We start from the raw sequence: 23,409 nt of genomic DNA on the forward strand, positions 1-23,409 counted from the left end.
TCCGGTCAGGCCGCCGGCAGGGTAAGGACGGCTTCGGCGCCGCCGTCGGGCCGGTTGCGCAGGACGATGTCGCCACCATGCAGGCGCGCCACTTCGCGCACGAACGGCAGGCCCAGGCCGGAGCTGCGCAGGCCGGTTCCCGGCCGGGCCAGCGAATAGAAGCGCTCGAAGATCCGTTCCAGCGCGAAATCGGGAATGCCCGGCCCCCGGTCCCGCACGCTCAGCTGGATGCGATCGTCGATGGCCTCGGCCGCCAGCTCCACCTCCATGCCGGAAGGCGAAAACGCGATGGCGTTGTCGAGCAGGTTGCTGAGTGCCTGCCGCAACAGGAACGGGTCGCCGCTCAGGCGCAGGCCGGGCGTCGCCCGCACCTGCAGGCCCAGGCCGGCCGCGCGCATTTCGCCCGCTTCGCGCGCCGCCTCCAGCAGTTCGTCCACCGACAGCGACTGGCGCTTCTGCAGCCAGCCGTGTTGTTCCACTTCGGCCAGCGCGAGCAGCTTGTCGATGGTTTCTGTCAGGCGCTGTTCCTGGGTCTGGATATTGCGTGCGAAGCGCTGCCGTTCCTGCTCCGGCAACGGCTCCTGCAGCAGTTCCGCCGCGCCCCGGATCGCCGCGAGCGGGCTCTTCATCTCGTGGGTCAGCGACTGCACGTACTGTTCGACATAGGCCTTGCCCTCCAGTTTGCGTCTCATCGCCTCCAGCGCGCGGCCCAGATCGCCGATCTCGTCGCGACGCGGCTTGGGCGGCGGCACCGGCTCGCCCGCCGACACCGCCTGGGCGTAGCGGTTGAGCCGGTTGATGCCGCGCACCAGCCACCAGGTAATCAGCACGCCGATCAGTGCGGACAGGCCGATCAGCCAGGCGCCGCGGCGCATGATGCTGCGCTGGCTGGCGGTGATGAAGGGATCGATGGTGTGGTTGGGTTGCGCCACCGTGAGCACGCCAATCAGCCGATCGCCGTCGCGGATGGGCGCGGCCACGTGCATCACCGTGCGCTCCGGATCACCGCCCGACTCCGGACTGGAGCGCGCGCCGTATTGCCCGCGCAGGGTCAGGTAGACATCGTTCCAGCGCGAGTTGTCGCGGCCGACGTCACGGCCCTGCGAGTCGTAGACGACCGTGCCGCGCGCGTCGGTGACGGTCACCCGGTACTCGATGTGGCGCTTGGGGAAACTCCAGATGCGCGCGCGCAGGTCGCGCCCGGCCGCCTCGGCTACCCTGCGCGAAAATTCGCCGTCGGCGATGCGGCCGGCTTTCAGATCGTCGGCCGCCATCACCGCCAGCAGGTTGGCGGTATCGACCAGGGTGGATTCCATCGCCTGGCGCACGCCCGGCTTCACCTCGTTGACGAAGACCCGCATCACGAAGAATGCGGCGAGTCCGACAATCAGGAAGAAAGCGAGGAACAGGCGGACGCCCAGGCGCACGGTCAGATCTCGATGGCGTAGCCGAGTCCGCGATGGGTGCGGATCGGATCCGGATCCGCGCCCGCCGCGCGCAGCTTCCCCCGCAACGTCTTAATGTGCGTGTCGACGGTGCGATCCATGCTCTCGGCATCGCTGTCCCAGCCCCGGTCCATCAACTGCGCCCGGCTGAGAATGGCGCCGGGGCGTTGCAGCAGCGCGGCCAGCAGCACGTATTCGTAGCGGGTCAGGTCCAGTGGCCGGTCGTGGTAGTGGATGCGGTGGCCGTCGCGATCGACGGCGAAGTCGCCCTGGCGGATCCAGCCCGCCTCCGGCGCGGCGGCGTGCAGGCGGCGCAGCCGGGCGCGCACCCGGGCAACCAGTTCGCGCGGCGAGAATGGTTTGGCGACGTAGTCGTCGGCGCCCAGCTCCAGTCCCAGCACCCGATCGATCTCATCGTTGCGCGCGGTCAGGAAGATCACCGGCACATCGCTGAAGCTCCGCAGTTCGCGGCAGACATCGAAGCCGCTGGTGTCGGGCAGGCCGACGTCCAGCACCACCACGTCCACCCCGCCGGCGCGCACGCGCGGCACGACCTCGCGGCCCAGTTGGCAGTGTTCGGTCTCCAGGCCTTCGCTGCGCAGCGCGTACAGCACGGTGTCGGCGATGGCGGGTTCGTCTTCGGCGATCAGGATCAGTGGCATGGCGCACAGGATAGTCGCCCCCCGCGCGGCCCGCCACGCGCGTTCCGACCGCCCGGCATACACTGTGCGTCCCTCACCGCGCCCGGGGCGCGAACCGCGCCGATGAACTATCGCCACGCCTTCCATGCCGGCAACCATGCCGACGTCCTCAAGCACGTCCTGCTGCTGGCCCTGCTGGAGGCCCTGAAGCGCAAGGACGCGCCGTTCTTCGTGCTGGATACCCATGCGGGCCGCGGCCGTTACCTGCTGGGCGCCAGCGAAAGCCGCAAGACCGCCGAGGCCGATGGCGGGATCGTCCGCCTGTTCGACGCCGCCCGCCTGCCCGCGCCGGTGGAGGACTACCTGCGCGCGGTGCAGGCCGACAACCCGGTCGGCGCGCTGGTGGCCTATCCGGGTTCGCCGCTGCTGGCCGCGCAGGCGATGCGTGCGCAGGACCGGCTCGCCGCCTGCGAACTCCAGGCCGAGGAGGCGGCCGAGCTCAAGGCGCTGTTCGCCCACGATCCGCGGGTCGCGGTGCATGCCCGCGATGGCTATGCCGCGATGCGCGCCCTGCTCCCTCCCCGCATCGGCGAAACCCGCTTCGCGCGCGGGCTGGTGCTCATCGATCCGCCTTACGAGGCGCAGGACGCGGAGTACCCGCAGATCCTCGGCGCGCTGCGCGAGAGCCTGCAACGCTGGCCCAACGCGACCTACGCGGTGTGGTACCCGATCAAGCAGCGCCGCAGTCTGCAGCCGTTCTTCCGCAAGGCGGCCGCGTTGCCGGCCAAGGCGGCGTTGGTGGCCGAACTGCAGATTCGCCCGGACGAATCGCCGCTGCGGCTCAATGGCAGCGGCATGCTGGTGCTCAACCCGCCCTGGCAATTCGACACCGCCATCGCGCCGGTGTTGCCGGCCCTGCAGGCGAGCCTGGGCGAGGATGGCGCCAGTACCCGACTGGAATGGATCCGGCGGGAATCCTAGCGTCCTTCTTCCAGGCCGGCGCCGCGACATCCGCATCGTTGCCGGGGCCTGTGCGAGAATCGCGCCTTCCCTTCCCCGCACCTCCTTCCATGGCCGGATCCAGCCTGTTCGCCCTCATCGACGACATCGCCAGCCTGCTGGACGACGTCTCGGCGATGACCAAGATCGCCACCAAGAAGACCGCCGGCGTGCTGGGCGATGACCTGGCGCTCAACGCCCAGCAGGTCTCGGGCATCAAGGCCGACCGGGAACTGCCGGTGGTGTGGGCGGTGGCCAAGGGCTCGATGGTCAACAAGGCGATCCTGGTTCCGGCCGCGCTCGCCATCAGCGCGCTGGAAACCTGGCTGCACGGACGCGGCCTGAACATCCCGCTGATCACCCCGCTGCTGATGCTGGGCGGCGCCTTCCTCTGCTACGAAGGCGTGGAGAAGCTGGCGCACAAGTTCCTGCACGGCAAGCAGGAGGGTGACCAGGAACACGCCGAACGTCTGCGCGCGGTGCAGGACGAACAGATCGACATGGTCGCGTTCGAGCAGCAACGCATCCGCGGCGCGGTCCGTACCGACTTCATCCTGTCGGCGGAAATCATCGTGATCTCGCTGGGCACCCTGGCCGGACGCACCTTCACCGAACAACTGCTCACCCTGGTGGCGATCGCCCTGATCATGACCGTGGGCGTGTACGGGCTGGTCGGCGGCATCGTCAAGCTCGACGACGCCGGTCTGGCCCTGAACCGTGACGAGCGCGGCGGCGGCTGGCCGCGCTTCAAGCGCGCGCTCGGCCGCGGCATCCTGCACAGCGCGCCGTACCTGATGAAGTTCCTGTCGATCGCCGGCACCGCCGCGATGTTCCTGGTCGGTGGCGGCATCCTGGTCCACGGGATCGCGGCGCTGCACCACTTCATCGAACCCTATACCCACGGTGCGTTCGGCGGCCTGCTGTCGATGCTGTTCAACGCCGGGGTCGGGATCGTCGCCGGGGCCGTGATCCTGGCGGTGACGACGCTGCTGGGACGCCTGCGCGGCAAACGCCACGCTGCCTGAACCGCTGTTCAGGCATCTCGCCGGATCGGCGGATTTCATGCGAGCATGATCACATGACCGCGCCGAAACGACTGCCGCCCTGGCATGAACACTTCCGCCTGCCCAGTGGGCGCGAGCTGCTGATTCGCCCGATCCGCCCCGAGGACGCCGGCCCCATCCAGGGTGCCTTCACCCTGCTCGGACCGGACGAAATCCGCCAGCGTTTCCTGTACGCGCTGCGCGAGCTGACCCCGGAAATGGCCCAGCGCCTGAGCCAGCCGGACCCGCAGACCGAATTCGCCCTGGTCGCCGCCGAATCCCTGCCGCCGGGCGATGCCCTGGTCGGCGCGGTGGCGCGGGCGTCGGTGGTCAACCGCACCCGCGAAGCCGAGTTCGCCATCCTGGTCAGCCATTTCATCGCCGGCCAGGGACTGGGCCGCCACCTGATGCGCCGGCTGGTGAAATGGGCGCGCTCGAAGAAGCTGGACCGGCTCTACGGCGATGTCCTCGACAGCAACCTGCCGATGCTGCAGCTGGCCCAGTCGCTGGGCTTCAAGCAGGTCCGCGAAGCCGATGCCGCGCCTGGTCTGGTGCGGGTGGTGCTGGACCTCAACGAAAGCGCCTGAGCGCGCCACATCCGACCGGCGGCGGCCGCCCGCCACCGGCATCGCCGTCATCATGACTGTCTGGGGAGGCCTGCGGCAGGCGCTGTCGCGCGCGATCGGAGGGCTCCCCGATGGGCATCGACGAAACCCGGCTCAACACTTTCCTCGGCAAGGCCGTCGAGGATCTCGGCGCGGCGATCAGCGCCACCCTGATCCTGGCCGGTGACCGGCTGGGCCTGTACAAGGCGCTGGCGGAAGGCCCCCTGACCCCTGCCGCACTGGCCGAACGGACCGGCACCCATGAGCGCTACCTGCGCGAATGGTTGGCCAACCAGGCCGCCGGTGGCTACGTCACCTACGATCCGGCCAGCGGCGAATACCGGCTGGAGCCGGAGCAGGCCTTGTGCCTGGCCGACCCGGCCAGCCCGGTGGATCTGGCCGGCGCGTACTACATCATCGAAGCGGTTTTCCACGCGCTGGATCGCACCGTGGACAACTTCCGCACCGGCGCGGGGCTGGAATGGGGCGACCACCACGCCTGCCTGTTCCACGGCACGGAGCGTTTCTTCCGCGCCGGCTACAACGCCCACCTGCTTGGCGAATGGCTGCCGGCGCTGGACGGCGTGATCGCCAAGCTCACCGCGGGCGCGCAGGTCGCCGACGTCGGCTGCGGCCACGGCGCCAGCACCCTGCTGATGGCCCGCGCCTATCCCGCCTCGCGCTTCATCGGCTACGACTACCATCCCGAGTCGATCCGGGTGGCTGGCGAACGCGCGCGCGAGGCAGGCCTGGAAAACGCCCGCTTCGAGGTCGCCGACGCGGCGAGTTACGCCGAGCGCGACTTCGACCTGATCGCCTTCTTCGATTGCCTGCACGACATGGCCGATCCGATCGGTGCCGCGCGCCACGCGCACCAGGCGCTGAAGCCGGAGGGCCATGTCCTGCTGGTGGAGCCGTTCGCCGGCGACAACGTCGAGGACAACCTCAATCCGGTCGGCCGCGTCTACTACGGCGCCTCCTCGCAGATCTGCGTGCCGGTATCGCTGGCCCGCCATGGTCCGGCGCTGGGCGCGCAGGCCGGCGAGGCGCGCCTGCGCGCGGTGATGGAAGCCGGTGGCTTCGGCCGCTTCCGGCGCGCGGCGCAGACGCCCTTCAACCTGGTGTTCGAAGCACGCCCCTGAATCACGGGAGATGACCATGCCCCGTTATGTGATCGAACGCGACATCCCCGGCGCCGGGCAGCTCCCGGCGGCAGAACTGCAAGCCATTTCGCGCAGGTCCTGCCAGGTGCTGGAAGGACTCGGGCCGCGGGTGCAATGGCTGCAGAGCTACGTCACCGCCGACAAGGTCTACTGCATCTACCTGGCACCCGACGAGGCGCTGATTCGCGAGCACGCGCGCCTGGGCGGCTTCCCCGCCGACCGCATCGCCGAAGTCCACGCGGTGATCGACCCGATCACCGCCGAATGAGGGCAATGATGACCGCGCCGACGCCGGTGTTTACCCGGACGGCGGCGGCGGCGCGGTAAACTGGCGGTCCTTCGCGCTGGTGGCCGACGACGCCTCCGGCGCTGCCGCTGTTTTGTGCGCCGATGACTCCCGACCCGAATTCCGCTTCCTCCACGCCCGCTCCTCCCCTGCCCACCGGCACCCAGACCCGCGCCTGGTGGCGCGCGCCGGCCTCGCCGTCCGCGCTGGCCTGGTTCCTCATGCGCGCCGCGCTGGCGCACGACGGCCCGGTGGTGGCGATCGCGCGCGACAACCACAACGCCCACCAGTTGGAAGGCGATCTGCGCACGCTGTTGGGCGAGCGGGGACATCCGGATTTGCCGGTGCTGCCGTTCCCGGACTGGGAAACCCTGCCCTACGACCGCTTCAGTCCGCATCCGGACATCGTCTCCCAGCGTCTGGCCGCGCTGCACCGCCTGCCCGCCCTCAAGCGCGGCATCGTGGTGGTGCCGGTGCAGACGCTGATGCAGCGACTGCCGCCGCTGCGCCACGTGGTCGGCGGCAGCTTCGACTACCGAGTCGGGCAGGTACTGGATTTCGATGCCGAGAAGCGGCGCCTGGAAACGGCCAGCTACCGGCACGTGCCGCAGGTGCTGGATCCGGGTGATTTCGCCGTCCGGGGTGGCCTGCTCGATGTGTATCCGATGGGCGCTGACGCGCCGCTGCGCATCGAACTGCTGGACGACACCATCGACTCCATCCGCGAGTTCGATCCGGAAAGCCAGCGCTCGCTGGAGAAGACCGGCGCGGTGCGCTTGCTGCCCGGCCGCGAAGTGCCGCTGGACGACGCGTCGCTGACGCGGGCGATGAACCTGCTGCGCGATCGTTTCGACGTCGATACCCGCCGCAGCGCGCTGTACCAGGATCTGAAGTCCGGGCTGGCGCCCGCCGGCGTGGAGTACTACCTGCCGCTGTTCTTCGAGCAGACCGCCACCCTGTTCGACTATCTCGGCGACCGCGCCCTGCCGCTGCTGGCCGACGGCGCCAGCGCGGCGGCCGACGCGTTCTGGATGCAGACGCAGGGCCGCTACGAGCAGCGCCGCCATGACATAGAACGGCCGCTGCTGCCGCCGGACGAGTTGTACCTGCCGCCGGACAGCCTGCGCGAACGCCTCAACCATTCGCCACGCATCGAAGTCTGCGGTCCGGAGCACCCGCGCCACGCCGACGCGGCGCCGCTGGGCGATCAGCCTTCGCCGACGCTGCCGCTGGCACAGAAGGATCAGCCCCCCGGCCAGGCGCTGCGTTCGTTCCTGGATCACTATCCCGGTCGCGTGTTGATCGCGGCCGATTCCGCCGGCCGCCGCGAAGCATTGCTGGAAGTGCTGCAATCGGCTGAACTGAAACCGGCGGTGCTGCATGACCTGCCCGCCTTCCTCGCCGACAACCAACGCTTCGGCATCGCGGTCGCGCCGCTGGAAGACGGTTTCGCCCTGGACGCGCCGGCGATCGCGGTGCTCACCGAGCGCCAGCTGTTCCCCGAGCGCGCCACCCAGCCCTATCGCCGCAAGCGCACCGGCCGCGAACCGGACAGCATCATCCGCGACCTCGGCGAACTGAGCGAAGGTGCGCCGATCGTCCATGAGGATCACGGCGTCGGCCGCTACCGCGGACTGGTGGTGCTGGAAGCCGGCGGCCTGCCCGGCGAATACCTGGAAATCGAATACGCCAAGGGCGATCGCCTGTACGTGCCGGTGGCGCAGTTGCACCTGATCAGCCGCTACTCCGGTGCCTCGGTGGAGACCGCGCCGCTGCATTCGCTGGGTGGCGAGGCCTGGACCAAGGCCAAGAAGAAGGCCGCCGAGAAAGTCCGCGACGTGGCCGCCGAACTGCTGGAAATCCAGGCCCGCCGCCAGGCCCGCGCCGGCCTGGCGCTGCCGGTGGACCGGGCGATGTACGAGCCGTTCGCCGCCGCCTTCCCGTTCGAGGAAACCCCGGATCAGCACGCTGCCATCGAAGCGGTGCTGCGCGATCTGGGCAGCAGCCAGCCGATGGACCGAGTGGTCTGCGGCGACGTCGGCTTCGGCAAGACCGAGGTGGCGGTGCGTGCCGCGTTCGCCGCAGCCAGCGCCGGCAAGCAGGTCGCTGTGCTGGTGCCGACCACGCTGCTGGCCGAACAGCACTACCGCAATTTCCGTGATCGCTTCGCCGACTGGCCACTGCGGGTGGAAGTGTTGTCGCGCTTCAAGACCGCCAAGGAAATCAAGGCCGAGCTGGAAAAACTGGCCGAGGGAAAACTGGACGTGATCGTCGGCACCCATCGGCTGTTGCAGCAGGACGTGAAGTTCAAGGATCTGGGCCTGGTCATCGTCGACGAGGAGCAGCGCTTCGGCGTGCGCCAGAAGGAAGCACTGAAAGCGCTGCGCGCCAACGTCCACCTGCTGACCCTCACCGCCACACCGATTCCGCGCTCGCTCAACATGGCAATGGCGGGCCTGCGCGATCTTTCGATCATCGCCACGCCGCCGGCCAACCGCATGGCCGTGCAGACCTTCATCACTCCGTGGGACGGCACGCTGCTGCGCGAGGCCTTCCAGCGCGAGCTCTCGCGCGGTGGCCAGGTCTACTTCCTGCACAACGACGTGGAGACCATCACGCGCATGCAGCGCGACCTGCAGGAACTGGTGCCGGAGGCGCGCATCGGCGTCGCCCACGGGCAGATGCCCGAGCGCGAGCTGGAACAGGTGATGCTGGGCTTCCAGAAGCAGCGCTTCAACGTACTGCTGTGCACGACCATCATCGAATCGGGCATCGACATCCCGAACGCCAACACCATCGTCATCCATCGCGCGGATCGCTTCGGCCTGGCCCAGCTGCACCAGTTGCGCGGTCGCGTCGGCCGTTCGCACCACCGCAGCTACGCCTACCTGGTGGTGCCCGACAAACGCAGCATGACCGCCGACGCCGGGCGCCGGTTGGATGCAATCGCGGCGATGGACGAACTGGGCGCCGGCTTCCTGCTCGCCACCCACGATCTGGAAATCCGTGGCGCCGGCGAGCTGCTGGGCGAGGACCAGAGCGGCCAGATGGCCGAAATCGGCTTCAGCCTGTACACCGAACTGCTGGAACGCGCGGTGCGCTCGATCCGCCAGGGCAAGCTGCCGGACGCGGATCTCGGCCAGGAGGCACGTGGCGCGGAGGTCGAGCTGCATGTGCCGGCGCTGATTCCGGACGACTACCTGCCCGACGTGCATACCCGCCTGACCCTGTACAAGCGCATCAGCAGCGCGCGCGATCGCGATGAACTCCGCGACCTGCAGGTGGAGATGGTTGACCGCTTTGGCCTGCTGCCGGATCCGGTCAAGTACCTGTTCGCGACCACCGAGCTGAAACTCGACGCCAACGCGCTGGGCATCCGCAAGCTGGATCTGGGCGAGGCCGGTGGCCGCATCGTGTTCGAGGCCAAGCCGAACATCGATCCGATGGCGGTCATCCAGTTGATCCAGAAGCAGCCGCGTACCTTCAGCATGGACGGTCCGGACAAGCTGCGGGTCAAGCTGCCGATGGTCGAACCCGCGGATCGCTTCAACGCGGCCAAGGGACTGCTGACCACCCTGCAGAGCTCCTGATCACCGAGTTTCCTGTGGAAGCGACGTGAGTCGCGAACGCTTTTGATGGATTCCTCCAAGAGCATTCGCGACTCACGTCGCTCCCACAGCAGGAATCATTGTCAACTACAGCCGCGATTCGATCGGCAGCCACTCCAGCAGCTTGACCGTACCGCGCCGCCATAGTCCCACGCCGGGTTCGTGTTCCCGCACGCGCATTTTTCAGAACAATCCTATTCGCGCTCCATTTCTTCGACTGGAAGATGCCTTCTCCCTAGGTGGCATCTGGACGAAAAGAAACAATGATGCGAATCGCGATGCTGACGCTGGCCACCGTGCTGCTCTTCCCGTTTCGCTCCCATGGCGCTGCGCTCCAGACCCGTGAAGCCGCGGTGGCCATGGCCGAACAGGTCATGCAGAAGATTGCCGCGGGCGACATGCGAGGAGGCTACAACCTCGCGCGGCCCTACATCCAGATACCGGATGCCGAACTGGAAACAGCCATCGAGCAGACCGAGCTGCGGATTCCGGCGATGAACACCCGCTACGGGAAGAGCATCGGCCATGAACGGCTGCGCACCCAGGCCCTCGGCGAATCCCTGATCCGCATCGATTATCTACAGCGGCTGGAGAAACACGGCCTGGTCTGGCGGTTCTTTCTCTATCGTGGTGCGGACGGCTGGGTCGTCAATTTCTACGTATCCGACGTCCTCCAGACCGCATTTGACGACTGATTCGCAACCTCGGAACCGCACTGCCCGACATTTCCGAACCAATGGAAACGGTCACCCCCAAGCCGGACGACTATCTGACGGCTTCCGTGTCACCGGCTCCGCTACAGCTGCGATTCGATCGGCAGCCACTCCAGCAGCTTGACCGTACCGCGCCGCCATAGCCCCACGCCGGGTTCGTGTTCCCACACCCGCGTGGGCGTCACCGATCCATCGTCCCAGCGCAGTTGGCCGTCCGCCAGCCGCAACCGGTAGCTGTGCGCGGGGGAGGTCTTGTCGCGATAACGCTGGGCCAGTTCGGCGGCCGTGTCGGCATCCTCGAAGAACACACCCATTTCGGTGTTGAGGCTGACCGAGCGCGGATCCAGGTTGAAGGAACCGACGAAGCCCGCCGCCCCATCGACCACGAACGCCTTGGTGTGCAGGCTGGCTCCGCTGGATCCAAACAGGCTGCCGTCCTCCGGCGCCCCCCGCGACATCAGTTCGTACAGCGCCACGCCTTCACGCAGCAGCGGTATCCGGTAGGGTGCATAGCCGCTGTGCACGGCGGTCACATCGGTGGCCGCCAGTGAATTGGTCAGTACGCCGATCTCGACCCCACGCCGACGCAGCCCGCGCAGCCAGTCCACGCCCTCGCGTCCGGGCACGAAGTAAGGCGAAATCAACCACACCTTCTTCCGCGCCTTGGAGATCGCCGGTACCAGCCGGGTAATCAGCCAATCCTCGCTGCCGTTCCCCTGCCCCTTCTCCGGCGGGTCCGAATGCACCTGCGCCCACGCGGGCCAATGCAGCGGCATCCGGCCTTCCATGAAGCCACGCACACCGGGCGCCTGGGCAACGCGCTGAAGGTAGGGATGCGCGCGCCGCGAGCGCTGGGTCTTGTCCAGTTCAATCCGCAATCCATCCAGCGCAACGGCATCCGCGCGGGCCAGCGCATGCAGTGGAATCACCGAATGGCTGTTCCAGAACCCATCGAAGAGGGTCTCGGTCTGGGCCACGGCCGGTCCCAGCAGCGCTGCATCCAGATCCAGGAAATTGGTGTCGGTGGCGGCGTCGAAGTACTCGTCGCCGATGTTGCGTCCTCCGACCACCGCGATGCGTCCGTCGGCGATCCATGCCTTGTTGTGCATGCGCCGGTTGAGGCTGATGCCCCGCAGCAGCAGCTCCATGCCACGGCCAAGGAAGCCAGCGCGGTTGCGCGAAGGATTGAACATCCGCACTTCGATGTTCGGATGCTGGTCCAAGGCAGCCAGCACCGAATCCCGGCCGTGGGCGTTCATGTCGTCCAGCAGCAGGCGCACCCGCACACCGCGATCGGCGGCGAGCAGCAGTTCGCGGTCGAGCAGCTGCCCGGTGAGGTCGTCATGCCAGATGTAGTACTGCAGATCCAGGCTGCGGGCCGCCGCCTGCGCGGTCAGCGCGCGGATGGCGAACGCATCGAGGTTGTCGGCCACCAGGCCCAGACCGCTGCGATGCGGATGGGCATCGGTCAGCGGCGCGATGGCGCGGTCCAGCGCGGTCACCTCGGCGGTGATTGGCAGGGCCCGCGAGCACTCCCCCTGCACGCGCGCGGCGAAGCGGCCATAGCTGTAGAGCGACGCCACGCTGGCGATCACCAGGGTCAGCAGGATCAAACCCAGCAGGCGGAGCTTGCGGGCCATGCGTCTTTTCCAGTGAGGCCGTGGCCAATTCTAGCCGGCCCGCCATCCCGCCCGGTGATGGCGCCTGCGGTATCCTGCGCCGTCTTCCGGAGGCCGCCATGACCACATCGATGAACCGTTTCCTGGGCCTGTTGCTGCTCGCCGCCGTGACCGTCCTGGCTGGCTGTGCGACACCGCGTGCGGGCGGGGACGCGGGTGCGTTGACCTTCGTGGTGGTGCGGCATGCGGAAAAGGCCACCGACGATCCGGAAGATCCCCGCCTGTCCCAAGTCGGCCTGCAGCGCGCGCAACGCCTGGCCAGGCTGTTGGCCGACGCGCCGGTCGTCGCGATCTACACCACCGAGTTCAGGCGCACCCGGGAAACCGCGCAACCCACCGCCGAAGCTCACCGGGTTCCACTCTCGGCGTACTTCTCGCGTGGACCGGCCAACGAGAACGCCTCGCGCTGGCGCCACGATCATGATCACGGCACCGTGCTGATCGTCGGCCACAGCAACACCGTGCCGGATCTGGTGGCCGCCCTGTCGGGACAACCGGCCACGCCGATGCCCGAGACCGAATACGACCGGGTGACCCGCATCCGTTTCGATGCCGATGGGCGCGCGCGGGTCGACGTCACGCGCTACTGAGCATTCCCGCACGGTCTGCACGAACCCGGCAGCGGGTTCGGTTAACCTGACCGGATGAACGAATCCACGCCCGTGTTCGGCGCCTGGGACGGCAGCGTCCGCGGCGCGCGCCAACTGCAGGCCGAACTGGCCCGTCAGGTCCGGCTCCAGGACGATTTCGACGCGCCGCGCTATCTGGCCGGATTCGATGTCGGCTTCGAAAACGACGGGGCGACGACGCGCGCGGCGGTCGTGTTGCTGGATGCGCGGGATCTCGCCCCGCTGGAAACCCACGTCGCCCGCGTGCCGACCTCGATGCCGTACGTGCCCGGGTTGCTCAGTTTCCGCGAACTGCCCGCGCTGCTGGCCGCGCTGGCGCTGCTGCGGCAGGTGCCGGATCTGGCGATGGTCGATGGCCAGGGCGTCGCCCACCCGCGCCGGCTCGGCATCGCCGCGCATTTCGGCGTGGTCACCGGTCTGCCCAGCATCGGCGTGGCGAAGAAACCGCTGTGCGGCCGGTTCGATCCGCCCGGCGATCATCCCGGTGACCGCACGCCGCTGCTCGACAAGGGACAGCAGATCGGCTGGGCGTTGCGCAGCAAGGCACGCTGCCTGCCCCTGATCGTTTCTCCCGGCCATCGGGTCTCCATGGCCGGCGCGCTCGACTGGACCCTGCGTTGCCTGCGCGGCTATCGCCTGCCGGAACCCACCCGTCTGGCCGACCGGCTGGCTTCGCGGCGCGGCGAGGTGACACCGGTGCCGGCGGGCGAGCCGCCGCCGTAGCGACGGCGGAATGGCGCCGCGCAAGCGCCGATGCATCACGTGGAGGAAACAATCCGTTGCCTGCGCCGCTCCTGCGCGCGCCATGGCGCTGTGCCATCCTGCGCGCAGCTACCCCGGAGGACGCCATGACCACCATCATCTCCCCCCGCACCCACGACCTGGGCGGATTCCAGGTCCGTCGCGCGGTGCCCAGCCTGCAGGCGCGCAGCGTCGGCCCGTTCGTGTTCGTCGATCACATGGGACCGGCGACCTTCGACGAAGGGCGCGGCGTGGACGTGCGTCCGCATCCGCACATCGGTCTTGCCACGGTGACCTTCCTGTGGAGCGGCGCGATCAACCACAAGGACACGCTGGGGTCGGAGCAGGTCATCCTGCCCGGCGATGTCAACTGGATGACCGCCGGCCGCGGCATCGCCCATTCCGAGCGCACGCCGTCCGACGTGCGCGCGCATCCGCATCCGCTGCATGGCATGCAGACCTGGGTGGCGCTGCCAAAGGCGTACGAGGAAGTCGCGCCGGAGTTCCACCACCACAAGGCCGACACCCTGCCGCAGCAACGCCGGGACGGCACCTGGCTGCGGGTGATCGCCGGGCGCGCGTATGGCGAGGAATCGCCGGTGCGGGTATTCGCCGACACCTTCAACGTGGCGCTGGATCTGGAACCCGATGCGGAGCACGCCATCGACGATCGCCATGCCGAGCGCGCCCTGTACATCCTGGAAGGCGATGCGCAGCTCGACGGCGCCGACATTCCCGACAAGCACCTGGTGGTGCTGGATCCCAGCACCCGGCCGGTGTTGCGCGCGAAGACGCCGGTGAAGGCGCTGCTGCTCGGCGGCGAACCGCTGGACGCGCACCGTCACATCTGGTGGAACTTCGTGTCCAGTTCAAAGGAGCGGATCGAACAGGCCAAGGACGATTGGCGCGAAGGACGGTTCGGCCGGATCGCCGGCGAGACCGAGTTCATTCCCTTGCCCGATCATTAATCAAAGGTGATGTTCGTCACACTTTTTTGAGTCACCCAAGGCATACTGGTGCCGCACCCGGGCGATCCTCGTGCGCGTGCGGCCCGTCGGACGACGGTTCCATCCATTCCTTGGGGGATTACAGATGAGTCTTGGAAAGAAACTCGCGGCGGAGTTCCTGGGTACTTTCTGGCTGGTGCTGGGCGGCTGCGGCAGCGCGGTGCTGGCGGCCAAATTCGGCGGCGACGCCAATCCACTGGGCATCGGCTTCCTCGGCGTGGCCCTTGCCTTCGGCCTGACCGTGCTCACCGGCGCCTATGCGTTCGGCCACATTTCCGGCGGCCATTTCAATCCGGCGGTCAGTTTCGGCCTGTGGGCCGGCGGCCGGTTCTCGATCAAGGAACTGGTGCCCTACGTCGTCGCCCAGGTGCTGGGCGGCATCGCGGCCGGGTTCATCCTGTTCCATATCGCCAGTGGCGCCAGCGGTTTCGCCATCGATCCCAACGCGGCGGGCGCGTTCGCCAGCAACGGCTACGGGGCGATGTCGCCCGGTGGCTACACGGTGGCGGCGGCGTTCCTGACCGAAGTGGTGCTGACCGCGTTCTTCCTGATCGTCATCATGGGTTCCACCCACGGCCGCGCGCCGGCCGGGTTCGCGCCCATCGCGATCGGCCTGGCCCTGACCCTGATCCACCTGATCAGCATTCCGGTGACCAACACCTCGGTGAATCCGGCACGCTCGACCGGCGTGGCGCTGTTCGCCGGCCCGACCGCGATCAGCCAGCTGTGGCTGTTCTGGCTGGCGCCGATCCTCGGCGGCCTGCTGGGCGGCGTGATCTACAAGGCGCTGGGCAAGGATTGACTTCGCCCTGCCTGCAACACGAAAAAAGCCGGGCGATGCCCGGCTTTTTTTTCCCTTCCTCTCTTCCCTGTGGGGGCGACGTCAGTCGCGATGACGATCAGTTGCAGCGATCAGCAGGAATCCCGCTCTCACCATTCGACTTCGGTACCCTTACCGAATCGCGACTGACGTCGCTCCCACAAGATGGGGGTGGATCAGAACCGGCCTTCCTGGAAATCGACGAAGGCCTGGATGATCTCCTGCTTGCTGTTCATCACGAACGGGCCATGCCGCACCACCGGCTCGCGCAGCGGACGGCCAGCGACCAGGATCGCGCGGGCCGGCTGGTTGCCGGTGCGCAGGGCCAGGCCGCTGCCGCCACCGAGCACGGCCAATTCATGGACTTCCAGCGCGCGGGCATCCTCGCCTTCGCCCAGGGTCAAGGCACCCTCGAAGGCATACACGAAGGCGTTGTGACCTTCGGGCAGCACGTAGTCCCACGTCGTGCCGGCATCCAGCGCGATATCGAGGTAGACCGGATCGGTGGCCGGCTGCGAGATCGGCCCCACCACGTCGCCGACCCGACCCGCAATCACCTTGATGCCCACGCCCGGCGCGGGCGAGGTGACCGGAATGCGCTCCGGGGCGAATTCCTGGTACTTCGGCTCGGTCATCTTCTCCCGCGCCGGCAGGTTCACCCACAACTGGAAACCACGCATGCGACCGGATTCCTGCTCCGGCATCTCCGAGTGCACCAGGCCGCGCCCGGCGGTCATCCATTGCACCGAACCCGGGGTCAGCAGGCCTTCGTTGCCGTGGTTGTCGCGGTGGCGCATGCGGCCGTCAAGCATGTAGGTGACGGTCTCGAAACCGCGATGCGGATGCTCGGGAAAGCCGGCGATGTAGTCCTCGGCGCGGTCGGTGCCGAACTCGTCCAGCAGCAGGAACGGATCCAGATCCGGCAGGTCGGGTCCACCGATCACGCGGGTCAGCTTGACGCCGGCGCCGTCGGACGTGGCGCTGCCACGCACCTTGCGGATGACGCGGGCGGGATGGGTATCGACGGATGTGTTCATGGCAACCTCCTGGGCAATGCCCGGAAGATGGCAGCGCGACGCCGCTTTCGGAATGGCGGCGCCCGTAACCCTCTGTTCCAGCGATGGCTCCACAGGGCCGTCGACCTGCAGGAGACCCGCGCCGCGAGGATGTGTCAGGCCACGTAGACCGACTTGATGTTCATGAACTCGTGGATGCCGTGTCCGGCCAGTTCGCGGCCGAAACCGGAACGCTTGGTGCCGCCGAACGGCAGGCGCACGTCGCTGCGCACGATCGCGTTGACGAACGCCGCGCCGACCTGCAGTTGCCGCGCGACCTGGTTGCCCCGCTCCGGATCCCCGGTCCAGACGCTGCCGCCGAGGCCGAAGCTGGTGTCGTTGGCGACCCGTATCGCCTCGGCCTCGTCGCGCACGCGCAGGATGCTGGCGACCGGGCCGAACAGTTCCTCCGCATAGGCCGGCATGCCGGGCGCGACATTGTCCAGGAGGGACGCCGGGTAGCCCGCGTGCGACGCATCCGGTTCGCACCCCAGCAGCGGCCGCGCGCCGGCGGCGATGCTGGCCTGCACCTGGCGATGCAGTTCGTCGCGCAGATCCCGGCGCGCCATCGGCGCCAGCGTGGTGGTGTCGTCGGCGGGGTCGCCGAGCTTCAGCTTCGCCGCGGCCTCGGTGAAACGCTGCACGAAGCGATCGGCGATCGCCTCGACCACGATGAAGCGCTTGGCGGCGATGCAGGTCTGGCCCGCGTTGCCGAAGCGCGAGGCAATCGCGCCGGCCACGGTCTTGTCCAGATCCGCATCCGCCAGCACCACGAAGGCGTCGCTGCCACCCAGTTCCATCACGCTCTTCTTGAGCTGCTGGCCGGCGTTGCCGGCGACCGAGCGCCCGGCGCGTTCGCTGCCGGTCAGGGTGACCGCCGCGATGCGCGGATCCCGGATGACCTCGGCGGCCTGGTCGTTGTCGATATGCAGCACGCCGAACACGCCGGCCGGAATCCCGGCATCACGCAGCACCTCGGCGATGATGTCGGCGCAGCGCGGCACATTGGAGGCATGCTTGAGCACGGCGACATTGCCGGCCATCAGCGCCGGCGCGAGGAAGCGGAACACCTGCCAGATCGGGAAGTTCCAGGGCATCACCGCGAACACGCAGCCGATCGGTTCATAGCGCACGTAACTGCGGCTGCCATCGGTGGCGATTGGTTCGTCCCGCAGATAATCCCCGGCATGATCGGCGTAGTAGCCGCAGGCACCGGCGCACTTGTCCACTTCGGCCAGGGCCTCCTTGCGCAGCTTGCCCATTTCGGCGGTCATGACCCGCTGGATGTCGTCGCGACGCCGGCGCAGCTCGCCACCGACCCGGCGCAGCAGTTCGCCGCGTTCGCCCAGCGGGCGCGCGGACCAGGCGTGGAACGCCGGCTGCGATGCGGCCAGCACGGCCTCGACCGCGGTGGCGTCCATCAGGATCTGGGAATGTTCGACCTGGCCGGTCGCGGGGTTGACGGTATCTACTTTCATGACGATCTCGCATGCGCGTGCAGGCGCCCATTCTGGCGCCCGCGGTGTTAGTGCCGGGTAGGCCCGGTCAGCCGTTCTCCTGCAGCGCCAGCTGCATGTCGCGCTGGCGGCGTTTTTCCTCGCGGTACATCAGCCACCAGCCGACCAGCGCGGCCAGCGACACGATCGCGATCATCAGGGTGGCCAGGGCGTTGATTTTGGGGCTCAGCCCCAGCCGCACCGAGGAGAACACCTTCATCGGCAGCGTGGTCGAGCTCGGGCCGGCGACGAAACTGGCGATCACCACGTCGTCCAGCGACAGGGTGAAGGCCAGCAGCCAGCCGGACACCAGCGCCGGCATGATGATCGGCAGGGTGATCAGGAAGAACACCTTCAGCCGGTTGGCGCCCAGGTCCATGGCCGCTTCCTCCAGCGATTTGTCCAGTTCCGACAGGCGCGAGGAAATCACCACGGTGACGAACGAGACCGTCAGGGTGACGTGGGCGATCCAGATGGCGATCACGCCCTTCGACGGCAGGCCCAGCACCTGCCCCATCGACACCAGCATCAACAGGATCGACAGGCCGATGATCACCTCGGGCATCACCAGCGGCGCGGTGATCAACGCCCCGAACAAGGTCTTGCCGTGGAAGCGTCGCATCCGGGTCATCACCAGCGCCGCCAGCGTGCCCAGCACCACCGCCGCGCTCGCGGTCCAGAACGCGATCTTCAGGCTGATCCAGGCCGCTTCCAGCATCTGCTGATCGCGGAACAGCTCGCCGTACCACTTCACCGAGAATCCCGACCACACCGTGGCCAGCCGCGACTCGTTGAACGAGTACACCATCAGGATCAGGATCGGCAGGTACAGGAAGGCGAAGCCGAAACCCAGCACCAGCCAGGTCAGGCTGCGTTGGCGCAGGCGGCTCATGTCAGCCTCCCTTCCAGCTCGCGCTGCTGCACCCGGTTGAAGATCAGGATGGGGATCATCAGCAGGATGAGCATGACGATCGCCACCGCCGAGGCCGCCGGCCAATCGCGGTTGTTGAAGAACTCGTTCCACAGCACCCGGCCGATCATCAGCGTGTCCGGGCCGCCGAGCAGCTCGGGAATGACGAACTCGCCCACCGCCGGAATCATCACCAGCATGCAGCCGGCGATGATGCCGGCGCGCGACAGCGGCAGGGTGATGGTGAAGAACGCCCTCCACGGCTTGGCGCCCAGATCGTAGGCGGCCTCCAGCAGGCGCTGGTCGTGCTTGACCAGGTTGGTGTACAGCGGCAACACCATGAATGGCAGGTACGCGTAGACGATGCCGATGTAGGCGGCCATCGGGGTGTACAGGATCTGCAGCGGCTCGCTGATGATGCCCAGCTTCATCAGCAGGTTGTTGAGCAGGCCGTTGTTCTTGAGGATGCCGATCCAGGCGTAGATGCGGATCAGGAACGAGGTCCAGGACGGCAGCACCACCAGCATCATCGCGATGTTGCGGCTCGATGGCGGCAGGCGCGCGATCACGTAGGCGATGGGATAGCCGATCAGCAGGGCGAAGAAGGTGGAGATGGCCGCGATCTGGATCGAGCTCAGGTAGGCCTGCACGTACTGGGAGTCGGTGAACAGCGCCGCGTAGTTGCCCAGGTTGAGCTTCAGCGTCAGCGCCTCGTCCACGTACTCCAGGATCGGCGTGTACGGCGGCATCGCGATGGCGAGCTTGGAAAACGATATCTTCAGCACGATCAGGAACGGGATCGCGAAGAACAGCAGCAACCAGAGATAGGGAACCGAGATCACCGCCCAGCGCGGGCCCGGCGTGGCTTTCCTGATCAGGTCGCGGAATCTCATGAGGTCAGCACCACGCCGTCGTTGTCGCCCCACCACACCCAGACCTCGTCGTTCCAGGTCAGGCCCTCGCTGGCCCAGCGCTGCACGTTGGCGAAGTTGGCCATGAACTTGTAACCACCCGGCAGGCGCACGTGGTAGACCGAGTGGCTGCCGAAGTAGGCGATGTCCTCGATCACGCCCTTGGCCTTGTTGTACTGCTGCGCCGGTTCCTCCTTGCCGATGCCGAGTTTCTCCGGACGCACCGCGAACGAGACTTCCTGGCCCTCGAAGCCGGAAATGCCGTGACCCACGTAGACCGGCACCGGCAGCTGCGGGCTGCGGATGGTGACGTAGTCCGACTCGTCCTCGTCGATCACGCCGTCGATGAGATTGACCGAGCCGATGAACTCGGCGGCGAAACGGCTGGTCGGCTGTTCGTAGATTTCATCGGGGGTGCCGACCTGGCGGATCCAGCCCTGGTCCATCAGGGCGATGCGGGTGGCCATGGTCATGGCTTCTTCCTGGTCGTGGGTGACCATCACGCAGGTCACCCCGGATTTCTCGATGATGTTGACCAGTTCCAGTTGCATCTGCGAGCGCAGTTTCTTGTCCAGCGCACCCATCGGCTCGTCCAGCAGCAGCAGCTTCGGGCCCTTGGCCAGCGACCGCGCGAGCGCCACGCGCTGCTGCTGGCCGCCGGACAACTGGTGCGGCTTGCGCTTGGCCAGCTTGCCCAGTTGCACCAGCGCCAGCATGTCCTCGACCCGCTTCCTGATGGCCTCTTTGGACAGGCCGTCCTGCTTCAGACCGAAGGCGATGTTCTGCTCGACGGACATGTGCGGGAACAGCGCGTAGGACTGGAACATCATGTTGAGCGGCCGCTCGTAGGGCGGCAGATCGTTGAGCAGTTGCCCGTCCAGGTAGATCTTGCCGGCGGTCGGCTTCTCGAACCCCGCCAGGCAGCGCAGCAAGGTGGACTTGCCGCTGCCCGAACCGCCCAGCAGGGCGAAGATTTCGCCCTTGCGGATGGTCAGGTTGGTGTCGTCCACGGCGACGAAGCCGTCGAACTCCTTGCGCACGTCGACGATGCGCAGATAGGCATCGGCCCCGGCCTTGGCGGTCGTTGCGTTCGTGGTGTCCTTGCCGTTGCCGGGAGGTGGGTTGTCAGCCGCCATCGGGTTCCCCTGTGCGGCGCCGTGCGGGCGGCGCCTGGCTTCTTTGGAAAATGGTATGGAGACGATCCGGGGCGGGCGCAGCGCCCACCCCTTCGCGCGGACTACTTGCCGGTCTTCAGTTCCGTCCAGATCCGGGTGTACTGGCGATCCACTTCCGGCGGCAGGATGGCGAAGGTGAACAGCTTGGCCTCGACTTCCGGCGGCGGATACACCGTCGGATCGTCGACGATGGCCTTTTCCATCAGCGCCTTGGCCTTGGGAATGGCGTTGGGGTAATGGATGAAATTGGAGTTGTTCGCCATCACCTGCGGATCCAGCAGGTAGTTGATGAAGGCGTAGGCGCCGTCGACGTGCTTGGCGTCCTTGGGAATGGCCAGCATGTCGAACCACTGCGGCGCGCCTTCCTTCGGGATGGCGTAGGCGATCTTGACGCCGTTGCCGGCTTCCTCGGCGCGATCGCGCGCCTGGATGATGTCGCCGGACCAGCCGACCACCAGGCAGGTATCGCCGTTGGCCATCGCGTCGATGTACTGCGAGGAATGGAAGTTGGTGATGTACGGACGCACCGACTTCAGCAACGCGGCCGCCTTCTCGATGACCTTGGGATCGAAACTGTTGGGATCCTCGCCCAGGTAGTTCAACGCCATCGGGATGACCTCCGACGGGGTGTCCAGCAGGGTCACGCCGCACTCCTTCAGCTTGGATACGTTCTCCGGCTTGAACACGATGTCCAGGCTGTTGGCGATGTCGGTGTTGCCGAACGCCGCCTTGACCTTGTCGATGTTGTAACCGATGCCGGTCGTTCCCCACATATACGGAATGGCGTACTGGTTGCCGGGATCCTGCCGCTCGATGCGCTTCATCAACTCCGGATCGAGATTGGCGTAGTTGGGGATCCTGCTCTTGTCCAGCGGCATGAACACGCCCGCCTGGATCTGCCGGCCGAGGAAGTTCAGGGTCGGCACCACGATGTCGTAACCGCTGGACCCGGCCAGCAGCTTGGTCTCGACCACTTCGTTACTGTCGAACACATCGTAGGTGACCTTGATCCCGCTCTGCTTCTCGAAGTTCGGGATGGTGTCCTCGGCGATGTAGTCGGACCAGTTGTAGACGTTCACTTCCTTGGCCCCGTCGGCCTTGGCGGCGCCGGCCGCGCCCTTGTCGGCATCGGACTTGCCACCGCAGGCGGCCAGGGTGGTACAGAGGAGGACAGCGGTGGCCAGGGTTCGCAGTTTCATCAAGCTCTCTCCAGAGTTGGGCCAGGCATGGCAGTGATGAGTGGTGCGTTCTTGCATCTCGATTGCAGGCATCCCGAAGGCGTGCCCTGTTCCCGGCCGGAACCATGGTTCCGGCCATCCCCCCCAAAGAGCAGGGCCGCGCGTGGCGGCCCTGCTCCGGTTACTTGCCCGTCTTCAACTCCGTCCAGATCCGGGTGTACTGGCGGTCCACTTCCGGCGGCAGCACCGCGAAGGTGAACAGTTTGGCGTCGACCTCCGCCGGCGGATAGATGGTGGGATCGTTGACGATGGACGGATCGACCATCGGCTTCGACGCCGGCACCGCGTTCGGATAGGTCACGAAGTTGGTGTTGGCCGCGGCCACCTTCGGATCCAGCATGGTGTTGATGAAGGCATACGCGTTCTCCACATGCTTGGCGTCCTTGGGGATGGCCATCATGTCAAACCACTGCGGAGCGCCTTCCTTCGGAATCGAATAGCCGATGTGCACGCCGTTGTCCGCCTCGTCGGCGCGATCGCGCGCCTGGATGACGTCGCCCGACCAGCCCACCACCAGGCACACGTCGCCGTTGGCCAGATCGTTGATGTAGGACGAGGAGTGGAAGTTGCGGACATACGGCCGGATCCCCTTCAGCAGCGCCGCGGCCTTGTCGATGACCTTGGGATCGAAGCTGTGCGGATCCTCGCCCAGGTAGTTCAGCGCGATCGGGATCAGCTCCGACGGGGTGTCCAGCACGGTCACGCCGCAATCCTTGAGCTTGGACAGGTTCTCCGGCTTGAACACCAGGTCCCAGCTGCCGGTGACGTCGGTGTTGCCGAATGCCGCCTTGACCTTGTCCACGTTGTAGCCGATGCCGCTGGTGCCCCACAGATAGGGCACGGCGTACTGGTTGCCCGGATCCTGCAGGGCGATGCGCTCCAGCAACTTCGGATCGACGTTCTTCAGGTTGGGAATCTTCGACTTGTCCAGCGGCAGGAACACGCCGGCCTGGATCTGCCGGCCCAGGAAGCTCAGCGAGGGAATCACCACGTCGTAACCGCTGGATCCGGCCAGCAGCTTGGTCTCGACCATCTCGTCACTGTCGAACACGTCGTAGGTGACCTTGATTCCGGTCTGCTTCTCGAAGTTCGGGATGGTGTCCTCGGCGATGTAGTCCGACCAGTTGTAGACGTTGACGACCTTCTCGTCGGCCGCCTTGGCCGCCTTCTTCTCCTCGGCGCCGCCACAGGCCGCCAGCGCACCGGCCGCGGCCAGCGCAATCGTCAATGCTCGGAACTTCATGG

The 23,409-nt window shown here is 67.1% G+C and carries 21 protein-coding genes; 11 read left to right on the forward strand and 10 right to left on the reverse strand.

Features of this window, described 5'->3' with window-relative positions:
• Positions 1–5: 5 nt before the first annotated feature.
• Both creC and creB read right to left on the reverse strand, forming a co-directional pair.
• Positions 6–1,427 (reverse strand): two-component system sensor histidine kinase CreC, encoded by a 1,422-nt coding sequence (gene creC / locus AC3DEZ_RS07980; protein ID WP_488387721.1) that lies wholly within the window; start codon positions 1,425–1,427, stop codon positions 6–8.
• A gap of 2 nt (positions 1,428–1,429) precedes the next feature.
• On the reverse strand, positions 1,430–2,107 hold the full coding sequence (gene creB / locus AC3DEZ_RS07985; protein WP_447102764.1) for a two-component system response regulator CreB: 678 nt from the start codon (positions 2,105–2,107) through the stop codon (positions 1,430–1,432).
• A 102-nt stretch (positions 2,108–2,209) separates the two neighbouring features.
• Between creB and AC3DEZ_RS07990 the strand changes: the two genes are divergently transcribed.
• The 7 genes from AC3DEZ_RS07990 (at position 2,210) to AC3DEZ_RS08020 (ending at position 10,485) form a co-directional block, all read left to right on the forward strand.
• A complete protein-coding gene (locus AC3DEZ_RS07990; RefSeq protein WP_488387722.1) occupies positions 2,210–3,067 on the forward strand; it encodes a 23S rRNA (adenine(2030)-N(6))-methyltransferase RlmJ in 858 nt (285 codons plus the stop codon).
• An 89-nt stretch (positions 3,068–3,156) separates the two neighbouring features.
• On the forward strand, positions 3,157–4,110 hold the full coding sequence (locus AC3DEZ_RS07995) for a DUF808 domain-containing protein (RefSeq protein WP_488387723.1): 954 nt from the start codon (positions 3,157–3,159) through the stop codon (positions 4,108–4,110).
• A gap of 53 nt (positions 4,111–4,163) precedes the next feature.
• The gene (locus AC3DEZ_RS08000) at positions 4,164–4,715 is read left to right on the forward strand and encodes a GNAT family N-acetyltransferase (protein WP_447102767.1); all 552 of its coding nucleotides are present in this window, start codon (positions 4,164–4,166) and stop codon (positions 4,713–4,715) included.
• 110 nt (positions 4,716–4,825) lie between these two features.
• Positions 4,826–5,875: a class I SAM-dependent methyltransferase gene (locus tag AC3DEZ_RS08005; protein ID WP_488387724.1), complete on the forward strand. Its 1,050-nt coding sequence runs from the start codon at positions 4,826–4,828 to the stop codon at positions 5,873–5,875.
• 16 nt (positions 5,876–5,891) lie between these two features.
• A complete protein-coding gene (locus AC3DEZ_RS08010; RefSeq protein WP_488387725.1) occupies positions 5,892–6,164 on the forward strand; it encodes a DUF4242 domain-containing protein in 273 nt (90 codons plus the stop codon).
• A 122-nt stretch (positions 6,165–6,286) separates the two neighbouring features.
• Positions 6,287–9,772 carry a transcription-repair coupling factor gene (mfd, locus tag AC3DEZ_RS08015; protein WP_488387726.1) on the forward strand — a complete coding sequence of 1,162 codons (3,486 nt, stop codon included), beginning with the start codon at positions 6,287–6,289 and terminating at the stop codon, positions 9,770–9,772.
• Positions 9,773–10,053: 281 nt separating this feature from the next.
• Positions 10,054–10,485 carry a hypothetical protein gene (locus AC3DEZ_RS08020; protein ID WP_488387727.1) on the forward strand — a complete coding sequence of 144 codons (432 nt, stop codon included), beginning with the start codon at positions 10,054–10,056 and terminating at the stop codon, positions 10,483–10,485.
• Positions 10,486–10,586: 101 nt separating this feature from the next.
• Here the strand turns inward: AC3DEZ_RS08020 and AC3DEZ_RS08025 are convergent, their stop codons facing one another.
• Positions 10,587–12,143, reverse strand: coding sequence for a phospholipase D family protein (locus AC3DEZ_RS08025; RefSeq protein ID WP_488387728.1), 1,557 nt, complete (start codon positions 12,141–12,143; stop codon positions 10,587–10,589).
• A 98-nt stretch (positions 12,144–12,241) separates the two neighbouring features.
• On the opposite strand from AC3DEZ_RS08025, the gene AC3DEZ_RS08030 reads away from it, so the two are divergent.
• The 4 genes from AC3DEZ_RS08030 (at position 12,242) to aqpZ (ending at position 15,361) form a co-directional block, all read left to right on the forward strand.
• Positions 12,242–12,772 (forward strand): SixA phosphatase family protein, encoded by a 531-nt coding sequence (locus tag AC3DEZ_RS08030; RefSeq protein ID WP_488387729.1) that lies wholly within the window; start codon positions 12,242–12,244, stop codon positions 12,770–12,772.
• Between the two features lie 54 nt (positions 12,773–12,826).
• Complete coding sequence (nfi, locus tag AC3DEZ_RS08035) at positions 12,827–13,534, forward strand: deoxyribonuclease V (protein WP_488387730.1); 708 nt, start codon at positions 12,827–12,829, stop codon at positions 13,532–13,534.
• A gap of 125 nt (positions 13,535–13,659) precedes the next feature.
• Positions 13,660–14,520, forward strand: coding sequence for a pirin family protein (locus AC3DEZ_RS08040; RefSeq protein ID WP_488387731.1), 861 nt, complete (start codon positions 13,660–13,662; stop codon positions 14,518–14,520).
• 124 nt (positions 14,521–14,644) lie between these two features.
• Positions 14,645–15,361: an aquaporin Z gene (aqpZ, locus tag AC3DEZ_RS08045; RefSeq protein WP_447102775.1), complete on the forward strand. Its 717-nt coding sequence runs from the start codon at positions 14,645–14,647 to the stop codon at positions 15,359–15,361.
• Positions 15,362–15,555: 194 nt separating this feature from the next.
• On the opposite strand, the gene AC3DEZ_RS08050 is transcribed toward aqpZ, so the two are convergent.
• The 7 genes from AC3DEZ_RS08050 to AC3DEZ_RS08080 all read right to left on the reverse strand — a co-directional run bounded on the left by AC3DEZ_RS08050 (position 15,556) and on the right by AC3DEZ_RS08080 (position 23,407).
• Complete coding sequence (locus AC3DEZ_RS08050; protein ID WP_488387732.1) at positions 15,556–16,416, reverse strand: pirin family protein; 861 nt, start codon at positions 16,414–16,416, stop codon at positions 15,556–15,558.
• 134 nt (positions 16,417–16,550) lie between these two features.
• Positions 16,551–17,912, reverse strand: a complete 1,362-nt coding sequence (locus AC3DEZ_RS08055; protein ID WP_488387733.1) for an NAD-dependent succinate-semialdehyde dehydrogenase — start codon at positions 17,910–17,912, stop codon at positions 16,551–16,553.
• A 67-nt stretch (positions 17,913–17,979) separates the two neighbouring features.
• Positions 17,980–18,822, reverse strand: coding sequence for an ABC transporter permease subunit (locus AC3DEZ_RS08060; RefSeq protein ID WP_454570421.1), 843 nt, complete (start codon positions 18,820–18,822; stop codon positions 17,980–17,982).
• Positions 18,819–19,733 carry an ABC transporter permease subunit gene (locus AC3DEZ_RS08065; protein ID WP_488387734.1) on the reverse strand — a complete coding sequence of 305 codons (915 nt, stop codon included), beginning with the start codon at positions 19,731–19,733 and terminating at the stop codon, positions 18,819–18,821. Before AC3DEZ_RS08065 ends, AC3DEZ_RS08060 begins: the two co-directional genes overlap by 4 nt.
• Positions 19,730–20,887, reverse strand: a complete 1,158-nt coding sequence (locus AC3DEZ_RS08070; RefSeq protein ID WP_488387735.1) for an ABC transporter ATP-binding protein — start codon at positions 20,885–20,887, stop codon at positions 19,730–19,732. The genes AC3DEZ_RS08065 and AC3DEZ_RS08070 overlap by 4 nt, the downstream gene beginning before the upstream one ends.
• A gap of 101 nt (positions 20,888–20,988) precedes the next feature.
• Complete coding sequence (locus AC3DEZ_RS08075; protein ID WP_488387736.1) at positions 20,989–22,125, reverse strand: polyamine ABC transporter substrate-binding protein; 1,137 nt, start codon at positions 22,123–22,125, stop codon at positions 20,989–20,991.
• 160 nt (positions 22,126–22,285) lie between these two features.
• A complete protein-coding gene (locus tag AC3DEZ_RS08080; RefSeq protein ID WP_488387737.1) occupies positions 22,286–23,407 on the reverse strand; it encodes a polyamine ABC transporter substrate-binding protein in 1,122 nt (373 codons plus the stop codon).
• Between the last annotated feature and the right edge of the window lie 2 nt (positions 23,408–23,409).

It is taken from the genome of Pseudoxanthomonas sp. 134C1, from assembly GCF_057773065.1.